Below are 6,946 nucleotides of genomic sequence, written 5' to 3'. Positions count from 1 at the left end.
AGACGAGGAGACGAGGAGACGAGGAGACGAGGAGACGAGGAGACGAGGAGACGAGGAGACGAGGAGATTAGATGAATCGAGTATCGACTGTTATTCGCTCCGAACTCTCAACTCCCATCTCCCATCTAACTAGCAGAGTGTGTAAAGAAAATATACAATCTGTAAAAGAGCCGCAATTCTAAGTATTCATGCAGTTAAAACAGTCCTCATTCACTTTCAGCTTAACACCGATCTTGTTGGTCGTGCCCTTTTTTCTCTGGGGAACAGCGATGGTGGCAATGAAAGGAGTGATGCCCCATACAACACCCTTGTTCATGGCGGCAATTCGACTGATCCCCGCTGGGATCTTAGTCTTACTGTTTGCCTTATTGCCCGTTGCGGGAGGAGATCCTACTGCCAAGCGGCTGCAACCGCAGGGATGGCAAGCCTGGGCGTGGATCTTGCTGTTTGCGGCGATCGATGGGACGTTATTTCAGGGATTTCTGGCAACTGGATTGGTAAGGACTAATGCGGGCTTGGGTTCGGTGACGATCGACTCGCAGCCGTTGGCGGTAGCGATACTCTCAGCCTGGTTATTTAAAGAACGGATTGGTGCGATCGGGATTTGTGGCTTGGTGCTGGGCGTGTTGGGAATTAGTTGTGTCGGTTTACCTGTCGAGTGGTTGAGTCAAATTTCGACTAGTGGAGCGAGTCAATTTGAGCTGTCGGGATTATTGGAGCGCGGCGAGTGGTTGATGATCCTAGCTGCCCTCTCAATGGCCGTAGGCACGATCTTAGTCCCGTTTGTCACCAAATATGTCGATCCGGTGATTGCAACGGGTTGGCACATGATTATCGGCGGGGTACCGTTGGCGATCGGTTCGTTGTATTGGGAGTCAAACCAATGGACGGCGATTACTGGGTATGATTGGATCTCGATCGCTTACTCGACGGTATTTGGCAGTGCGATCTCCTATGGGTTGTTTTTCTACTTTGCAGCCAAGGGCAATCTGACTAGTCTGAGTTCTTTGACTTTTTTGACTCCAGTATTCGCCTTATTATTCGGTAGTTTATTTTTAGGTGAAACTCTCGATTTACTCCAATGGTGTGGAGTTTGCCTGACACTAGTAAGTATTCTATTTATCAATCAACGGGACTATATCTGGAGTCAATTAACTGGCGTTCCGGTAACTACGGAAACCTCGCTACCAGTCGATGCAGCAGATCTGGCACCTTTGGAGACAAAAATTAGCGCTTATTCTGCGGAAGAATGAGATTGAACTAATCAATATTGCTCGTCAAACAATCTCTCCAAGCCTGTGGGTTTTGGAAATGCACATTATGACTGCAATTTGGCACGATCTTGAGGATTGCGTGCGGACACGATCGAGCTAGCTCTTGATTGATGTCTACAAATTTGCGATCGAGTGCCCCGACAATTAATGATATCGATTGCGGATGAACTTTTAACCTGTCGCCTAAGTACGGCTGATTTCCTAATCCAGCAAATTGCAAGGATTTAGATAGCTTGTGCGGTTTATTGGTAGCAATTCGCAGCTCGATTAACGATGGAAACTCTGGATGTTTATCGATACCAACAAATAGCGATTGTCGATACCAATCTCTGACAAAATCAGCAAATGGTTCGGTAGATAAGCGATCGATAATTTGGAGATCGCTGGCGATTCTAGCTTGTCGATCGATTTCAGTTGCTAAACCTGGAGAAGTTGATTCTAAGATTGCACGATCGAATCTATCTGGAAACTCTAGAGCGAGATACAATGCCAATCTACCGCCAAAAGAATAACCCGCGATCGCGCATCGATCGATACCCAAACTGTCTAATAACTCAATAATGCCGAGAGCCGTATTAACAAAATTATATCCATTTTCTTCATCAATAACTTCAGTTTTACCATGTCCGGGAAGATCGATCGCAAGGCAATTATATTGCCAGCTTAAGGATGCAATTACTTCTCGATAATCTTCACTACTGCCCATCCAGCCATGCAGTAGTAGCAATGGTGATAAATTCAGCGTGCTAGTTTGAGTATAATGCCATCGATACATGAGCAAAATAGATTAAAAAATTAGGGTGCCAATCTACGCCACCCTAATTAAATATAAAGGATTTTGAATCGAGACCGTTACTGCCATTACCCACGGAATAGACACCATTGCGATCGCCGAAAATAAATTTATCAGCACCACAACTAGTGAGTGTACCGACTTCACCAACGCCCCTCGCAGTGTTATTCGTCGTTACTTTCAATAACTCTTATCGCTTGACATTCTTAGATAATATGTATATACATATGATATGGCAGATCGAATACCCCAATCTCAACTTACTGGAGTGAGTCAAGTACCTGCAACCTGTATGGGAATGCACGTCCGTCGCGCTTCACGGATTATTACGCAGGTATATGATGCGGCATTACGCCCTGTGGGGTTGGTGTTGAGCCAATTTACCCTACTGGTTTGCATTAGTATGATGGAGTCTGCGCCGATTACTCACCTAGCGCAAGAGCTATATACCGATCAGACGACTTTAACTCGCAATCTCAAGCCACTAAAGCAACGGGGATTGGTGGCGATCGATCCGGGCGAGGATCGACGGGTCAAATTGGTGTCGCTCACAGTTGAAGGTCGATCGATCTTGGCTCAGGCACTGCCGTTGTGGGAGCAAGCACAAGCCCAGGTGATGCAACACTTCGTTGGCGTAGCCTCTCAGAATGAGAATCGACAGCAGTGGCAAACGTTGCTATCGCTATTATCCGATCTAAAAAATCTCAGCTAGCTTAAAAATTTATCAGAAACATGTATATACATATAAATCTTAGAGGATTAATCTGATGAAGCTCTACAGTGTTCCGCTGTCACCCTTTGCCGCGCGTGTCCGTCTATCCATCTATCGTAAGGGTCTAGATATTGAGATTGTCCCGCCACCCGCAGGCGGCATCAAAAGTGATGCTTATTTAGCCCTGAACCCGACGGGGCAGATTCCGACGCTGGTGTTGGACTCTGGTTTTGGACTACCAGAATCGGCAACGATCCTCGAATATCTGGAAGATGCTTTCCCAACGCCATCTTTACGTCCGATCGATCCTCTGGATCTGGCTCGTGCCCGTTTGTTCCTCCGCCTGCCAGATTTTCATATATTACCATCCGTCTTTACTTTAAGAGCGATGCGAGATCCAGCCAAACGCGATCGGGAAGTGATGAAAACGCAATTTGAAGCTCTCGATCGGGGCTTGTCCTATATCGATCGTTATCTGAGCGGCGATCCTTGGGCTGTGGGAGATCGAGCGTCGATCGCCGATTGTGCGATCGTGCCCGTAATCAATGTAGTCAATCTTATCGTGTCGAACTTCGGACAACCGGATCTAATCGGCAGACATAAAAAGCTTGATGCTTATTGGCAAGCGGCAAAGACCGATGAAATTCATGCCAAAGTAATTGCCGAACAAGTGGCAGCTTTAGCCAGGACTTAGAAATGCCTACGATTGAAATCGTGGCTGATGATGCAAAGTCCGCCTACGCGGACTAATAAACTAGTCCGCGTAGGCGGACTTTGCATCATGAGGAGCGGTTTCTAACCGCTTTGGTTGTAGGTAGTAACTCAAGTTACATACCAGTTGGACTGAAATTTACTCATCCCTTCTCGATACTAATACTGTATGAACGATCTCGATCGAAAAACTAAATGGCGTTGGCAAAGCCTCTCGGAACGAGAATCGCCCTACTGGGCGATCGTGCTGGGTGTCGGTGGTTTGCTGACAGTTGGTGGTGGATTCTATCGGATCTGGTTGAGTCAGTCAGTGTCACAGCCGCAATCGATCGCAATCGCTGCCAAACCTGCGATCGAGATGGTATCTGCGCTGGGGCGATTGGAACCAGAAGGCGAGGTGATTCGAGTATTTGCCCCCACTTCCTTCGAGGGGGCGCGAGTTGAAGCTCTCAAAGTCAGCCACGGTCGATCGATTCGCCAAGGGGAGATCGTAGCCGTGCTGGATACCTATGCCCGTCGTCAGTCAGCGGTACGATCGGCACAAGAGGAGCTAGAAGTTGCCCGATCGAAATTGACACAAGTAAAAGCTGGAGCCAAACAGGGCGAGATTCAAGCACAGCAAGCGACGATCGGCAGGTTCCAAGCCGAACGGGACACTCAGACAGGCGCACAGCAAGCGACGGTAGCTAGAGTCATCGCCGAAACAAGCACACAAACCGCATCACAGCAAGCGACTGTAGCTAGGGTAATTGCGGAAACAGCAACCCAAATCGACGCGCAGAAGGCAACGATCGCCGAATCGCAAGCAGAACTCGAAAACGCGCAGTTGGAGTACAAACGTTATGAAACCTTGTATCAACAGGGCGTAGTTACGGCATCCATTCGCGATAGCAAACGCTTGAACGCACAAACAGCTCAGCAAAAAGTCAATCGAGATCGAGCCAATTTGAATCGAATTACAGCTTCGGGCAAGCAGCAAATAGCTGAAGCTTCAGCCAATTTACGCCGGATTCAAACATCGGGACAACAGCAAATAAATGAAGCCAAAGCTAACCTGCGAAAGATTGAAACATCGATGCAGCAACAGGTTAAAGAAAGTCAATTTACCTTAAATAAAATTGCTGAAGTGCGTCCGGTAGATATCAAAGTTGCTCGATCGCAAGTAGCTCAAGCCCAGGCAAATGTCGCCCAAGCCCAGGCAAATCTGGATGCAGCAACGGTGCGATCGCCTCAAGCGGGGAAAGTCCTCAAAATACATACTCGCGCTGGCGAACGGGTTGGCAATGACGGCATCATCAGCCTGGGACAAACCGATCGGATGGTAGCAGTAGCCGAAGTTTATGAATTAGATATCGGTCGGATTCGATCGGGACAGAATGCAACTGTGACGAGTAAAAATAATGCTTTTCCAGAAGTACTGCGAGGCAAAGTTGTTGAAGTCGGACTAGAGATTAATAAACAAGATGTCTTAAATACCGATCCGGCGGCTAAGTTTGATGCGCGGGTGGTAGAGGTGAAAGTGCTATTGGATGAAGCTTCTAGCCGTCGGGTGGCAGGTTTAACTAATTTAAGCATTCAAGTCGCGATCGATGTTAAATCTTGAGGAAATAGTATGGCTGAAATGATGCGGGACAAGATTGGCAAAAAGAAGAAACCACTGTTTTTGTCCTGGTTACAGTTACGAAAAGAACGGACGAAGCTGCTGGTGGCGATCGCGGGGATTAGTTTTGCCGATGTGCTGATGTTTTTACAAATGGGCTTTCAGGGCGCGTTATTTAGCAGCGCGGTGGAGTTTCATCATAGCCTCAACGGTGAAATTGTGATGGTGAGCAGTCGATCGAGAGCGTTGATTTCCCTCGATAGGTTTACCGAGCGGCGGTTGTATCAGGCAGTAGGTATAACGGGTGTCGCATCCGTCAGTCCGATCTATCTCGATGCCATTCAGTGGCGCAATCCCTACAACAAAGAGACTTGGAATATTTATGCGATCGGGATTAACCCCGAACATCAGGTCTTAAATATCCCTGGTGTCGCCGCCAATCGTCAGCAATTGCGGGAACCGGATACAGCCCTATTTAACATGGGTTCTCGGCAAGAATTCGGGCCAATCTCGCAACGTTTTGAGGTGGGGGAGCCAGTAATTACTGAAATTAACCAACGCCAGGTGCAGATTCGGGGCTTATTTAATCTCAGCCCGACTTTCGGGATTAATGCCTACTTGGTAACGAGCGATGTCAATTTTTTACGGATGGCTCCCAATCGCCAAGGTGGATTAATTGATGTCGGGGTAATCAAACTCAAGCCTGGGGTAGATGTGCAAGCTGTGTTAACCCAGATGCGATCGCAGTTGCCCGATGATATCAAAGTGATGACTAGAGATGATTATGCCAGGGCGGAGGTGTCTTTTTGGAAGGCGAGTACGCCTGTGGGCTATACCTTCGATTTGGGTGTCGTCATTGCTTTTATTGTCGGGGCTGTCATTGTTTATCAGATTCTCTACAGCGATGTAACGGAGCATTTACCGGAATATGCCACGCTCAAGGCGATGGGATTTCGCGATCGCTATCTGCTGATTGTCGTTTTTCAAGAGTCGCTGATCTTAGCATCACTGGCATTTATTCCAGGTGTAGCGATCGCTTTGGGGATCTATCGGATTACTAATATTGCCACAATGCTGCCGATGGCAATGGATCTGGGGCGGGTGGCGTTCGTATTTATCCTAACTGTCATCATGAGTTCATCGTCTGCGGCGATCGCCGTGCGGAAGCTCCAAACTGCCGATCCTGCCGATATTTTTTAGGAGATAAAGATGTCCGCATCGTCAAAACTGCCAGCACCAGCGATCTCTATGACCGCTTTAAATCATTACTATGGTCGAGACTCACTGCGAAAACAGGTCTTGTTTGATATCGATCTGCAAATCGATCGGGGTGAGATTATTATTATGACTGGGCCGTCGGGTTCGGGCAAGACCACGCTATTGACGCTCATGGGGAGTTTGCGATCGGTTCAGGAAGGAAGTCTAAATATTTTGGGCAACGAGTTATTTAATGCTACCAAGGAACAGATGACCTTAGCGCGTCGCGATATCGGCTATATTTTTCAAGCTCACAACCTCCTAAACTTTCTCACCGTCTATCAAAACGTCGAGATGGCATTAGAAATCCAAGATGTGACTGCAACTGAGGCCGATAATCGGATTCGACAGATGTTGACCGCAGTAGGTTTAGACCACCGCATGGATTACTATCCAAGTGACTTATCCGGCGGTCAAAAACAACGGGTAGCGATCGCCCGTGCCTTAGTCAGTCAGCCTAAAATTATCCTAGCAGATGAACCAACGGCAGCACTAGATAAAAAGTCGGGACGAGATGTGGTGGAAATTATGGAAAAACTCGCCAAAGAACAAGGCTGTACGATCCTGCTAGTCACCCATGACAACCGCATTCTGGATCT

The 6,946-nt window shown here is 47.6% G+C and carries 8 protein-coding genes; 6 read left to right on the top strand and 2 right to left on the bottom strand.

Annotated features, from left to right (window positions below):
- Positions 1-188 precede the first annotated feature (188 nt).
- On the top strand, positions 189-1,253 hold the full coding sequence (locus RMO35_RS00520) for an EamA family transporter (protein WP_309737818.1): 1,065 nt from the start codon (positions 189-191) through the stop codon (positions 1,251-1,253).
- 7 nt (positions 1,254-1,260) lie between these two features.
- Here the strand turns inward: RMO35_RS00520 and menH are convergent, their stop codons facing one another.
- Entirely contained in the window at positions 1,261-2,049 is a 789-nt protein-coding gene (gene menH / locus RMO35_RS00515; protein WP_309737816.1) for a 2-succinyl-6-hydroxy-2,4-cyclohexadiene-1-carboxylate synthase, read from the bottom strand.
- 43 nt (positions 2,050-2,092) lie between these two features.
- The gene (locus RMO35_RS00510) at positions 2,093-2,251 is read right to left on the bottom strand and encodes a hypothetical protein (protein ID WP_309737815.1); all 159 of its coding nucleotides are present in this window, start codon (positions 2,249-2,251) and stop codon (positions 2,093-2,095) included.
- 48 nt (positions 2,252-2,299) lie between these two features.
- Here RMO35_RS00510 and RMO35_RS00505 point away from each other — a divergent pair, with 48 nt between their 5' ends.
- The 5 genes from RMO35_RS00505 to RMO35_RS00485 form a co-directional block, all read left to right on the top strand.
- Positions 2,300-2,779: a MarR family winged helix-turn-helix transcriptional regulator gene (locus tag RMO35_RS00505; protein WP_309737813.1), complete on the top strand. Its 480-nt coding sequence runs from the start codon at positions 2,300-2,302 to the stop codon at positions 2,777-2,779.
- 55 nt (positions 2,780-2,834) lie between these two features.
- On the top strand, positions 2,835-3,473 hold the full coding sequence (locus RMO35_RS00500) for a glutathione S-transferase family protein (RefSeq protein WP_309737811.1): 639 nt from the start codon (positions 2,835-2,837) through the stop codon (positions 3,471-3,473).
- Between the two features lie 186 nt (positions 3,474-3,659).
- Entirely contained in the window at positions 3,660-5,093 is a 1,434-nt protein-coding gene (locus tag RMO35_RS00495) for an HlyD family efflux transporter periplasmic adaptor subunit (protein WP_309737810.1), read from the top strand.
- 9 nt (positions 5,094-5,102) lie between these two features.
- The gene (devC, locus tag RMO35_RS00490; RefSeq protein WP_309737808.1) at positions 5,103-6,290 is read left to right on the top strand and encodes an ABC transporter permease DevC; all 1,188 of its coding nucleotides are present in this window, start codon (positions 5,103-5,105) and stop codon (positions 6,288-6,290) included.
- 9 nt (positions 6,291-6,299) lie between these two features.
- Positions 6,300-6,946: DevA family ABC transporter ATP-binding protein (locus RMO35_RS00485; protein WP_309737807.1), on the top strand; the 647-nt coding region annotated here is incomplete at its 3' end.

Source organism: Chamaesiphon sp. OTE_20_metabat_361 (assembly GCF_031364565.1).
Note: the sequence above shows the minus strand (reverse complement) of the source record. Positions and strands in the feature narration are given on the sequence as shown.

What these genes read in the sequence shown, in the direction of transcription:
- RMO35_RS00520 (WP_309737818.1), top strand. Translation starts at nt 189, where the DNA reads ATGCAGTTAAAACAGTCCTCATTCACTTTCAGCTTAACACCGATCTTG.
- RMO35_RS00505 (WP_309737813.1), top strand. Translation starts at nt 2,300, where the DNA reads ATGGCAGATCGAATACCCCAATCTCAACTTACTGGAGTGAGTCAAGTA.
- devC (WP_309737808.1), top strand. Translation starts at nt 5,103, where the DNA reads ATGGCTGAAATGATGCGGGACAAGATTGGCAAAAAGAAGAAACCACTG.
- menH (WP_309737816.1), bottom strand. Translation starts at nt 2,049, where the DNA reads ATGTATCGATGGCATTATACTCAAACTAGCACGCTGAATTTATCACCA.
- RMO35_RS00495 (WP_309737810.1), top strand. Translation starts at nt 3,660, where the DNA reads ATGAACGATCTCGATCGAAAAACTAAATGGCGTTGGCAAAGCCTCTCG.
- RMO35_RS00500 (WP_309737811.1), top strand. Translation starts at nt 2,835, where the DNA reads ATGAAGCTCTACAGTGTTCCGCTGTCACCCTTTGCCGCGCGTGTCCGT.